The organism is Nocardia tenerifensis NBRC 101015 (assembly GCF_000308715.1).
Classification (GTDB): Bacteria; Actinomycetota; Actinomycetes; order Mycobacteriales; family Mycobacteriaceae; genus Nocardia; species Nocardia tenerifensis.
Genome location: NZ_BAGH01000475.1, coordinates 1 through 2,123, shown reverse-complemented (window position 1 = coordinate 2,123; position 2,123 = coordinate 1). Strand labels below are relative to the sequence as shown.

Genomic DNA, 2,123 nt, shown 5'->3' with positions numbered 1-2,123 from the left:
ACCCGCCAGTGCATTTCAAGGCTGCTCCGGTGAACGGTTTGCGGCTCGCGGTTTCCTGGCTCACAGTTCTGCCGGTGCGGGGGCCGGCGAGCGTGGATCGACGGGCGGCCGGGTGGGCAATTGCGTTGGCGCCGTTGGTCGGTGGGCTGCTCGGCGCGGGGGCGGCCGGGTTGCTGTGGGTGTTGGGGTGGGTAGGGGCGAGTTCGGGGCTGGCCGGGCTGCTGGTGGTCGGGGCGTTGGCGTTGCTCACGCGGGGCATGCATCTGGACGGGCTTGCCGACACGATGGACGGGCTCGGTAGTTACGGACCACCCGAGCGAGCCAGGCAGATCATGAAGAGCGGCGGCGCGGGCCCCTTCGGCGTCGCCGCTCTCGTATTCTCCGTTGGCGTTCAAGCGTTTTCGTTCGCCGCGCTGGCCGAGGCGGATCGGTGGTTCGCCGTCGCCCTCGCGGTCACCGTCGGCCGCGTCGCGGTAGTCCTGGCCTGCCGCAAAGGGATTCGGGCCGCACCCGACGCCGGCTTCGGCGCTTTGGTCGCAGGCACCCAACGTCCACTCACGGCCGCGGCGTGGACGGCCGCGTCCCTGGCCGCCGCCCTCTTCGCCACACCGAATTACTGGCAGGGGCCGCTAGCCATCCTTCTCGCCCTGACCGCATCGACCGTCCTCGTGCGTCACTGCGTCCGCCGTTTCGACGGCCTTTCCGGCGACACGCTGGGCGCCACAATCGAACTCACGGTCTCCCTCACCGCCGCCATCCTGTCCATCAGCCGCTGACACACTCGAGACGCCAGCGAACTGGCCCCTTCGGCGCGCCGGCAACCCCCGCTCCCGGTCACGTCACTCCCCGGGTGACGGCGCGAAGTACTCAGCAATCGCGACGCCGATCGACCTCCCCGCGGCCAAGGGTTCCGAACATCGGTTGCAACCCGCGCTACGCCGACCAAGCGGTACCGCAGACCGGATGCCGCCCAGCCCACAGCTGAAGGCGACACCGGTCCGCGGCGATCACTCAGGGCAGTACGACGCAAGCCGGGCCGAGATTGATACCCGTTCCGACGTTCATCGCATTGCGGAGGCCGTAGACCTCGAAGTCGTCACCCTCCAAGAGTTCGAGAACCACGATCTTGTGCGGCCCCTTTCGATCGGGGATCCACGTGGTGCGCGCCGCACCGGACGCATCCGCTACCAGTTCATACGGCTGAAACTGCTTGTAGTCCGCGGATTGCGGGTCGTCGCCGATCTGGTCGAGCAGTACCACCGTCTTGCCGGGGTCTGTGTTCACGGTGACCGGGTAGGAGCAGCCGGTGCCGCGGGCGTCTGCCGAACTGCCGAAGCTCTGGCCCTTGTCGACGCGGATGCTCGTGACGGTCGCCCCCGCATGCGGCGCGGCGACCGCGATCGCCGCGGCCAGCGCACTGAGCGACGCCATGGTGGCGGCTGCCCTGTTTGATTTACGCACGTTGAAATACTTTCTGTAGCAATGGATTCCCCCGTTTGGAGTTGAAGCGAACTATACCGGCGACCGGCAGTTCCATACCCTGCCTTTTCCGCAAGCGCCGCGGAGCCTCGACCATGCCGACCCGCGCGAAGCCCGGCCGATACCGGCGCACTGCCGAGGTACCGCTGCCGATGTACCGATTCCCGTCGCGTACCGGCTCAGAGTTGACGAGGCCCCCGGTTACCAACCCCGCAACTCGGAAGGTCGGATGCACGGTAACGAAGCCACTATCGGATGATGCTCGCCCGAACGCGGCTACACCTCAGTTCGCCAGATCGAGGCGTGCTCCGCCTAGCTGCGGCCCAATCCTCGACCTTCTTGTCTCCGTGTGGCGCCCGTTCGACGCGTGGTTCGCAGCGCGCGACACCCGGCATGCGGCACGTGGTTCGCAGCGCGCGACACGCGGCTCAAGTTGGGGATACGTGGCACGCGGTTAGAGGTTCACGGCGCATAGCGCGCGATTCACGGCGGCGCGGGACGCAACTCGCGGCACACGGCACACGGGTTCGCGGCACGCGGCACGCGGCTCAGGGTTCGGGATTCGAGATTCGAGATTCGGGATTTGCGGTTTACGGTGCACGGTTCATGGCGCGCGGTTCACGGTTTATGGCGCGCGGGTTCAC

The 2,123-nt window shown here is 67.5% G+C and carries 2 protein-coding genes; one reads left to right on the top strand and one right to left on the bottom strand.

The annotated features are described in order from the left end of the window. Positions 1-29: 29 nt before the first annotated feature. Positions 30-776 (top strand): adenosylcobinamide-GDP ribazoletransferase, encoded by a 747-nt coding sequence (locus ON39_RS34135; protein ID WP_040740415.1) that lies wholly within the window; start codon positions 30-32, stop codon positions 774-776. A 235-nt stretch (positions 777-1,011) separates the two neighbouring features. On the opposite strand, the gene ON39_RS34130 is transcribed toward ON39_RS34135, so the two are convergent. Then, positions 1,012-1,461, bottom strand: coding sequence for a hypothetical protein (locus tag ON39_RS34130; RefSeq protein ID WP_146251192.1), 450 nt, complete (start codon positions 1,459-1,461; stop codon positions 1,012-1,014). Positions 1,462-2,123: the final 662 nt, after the last annotated feature.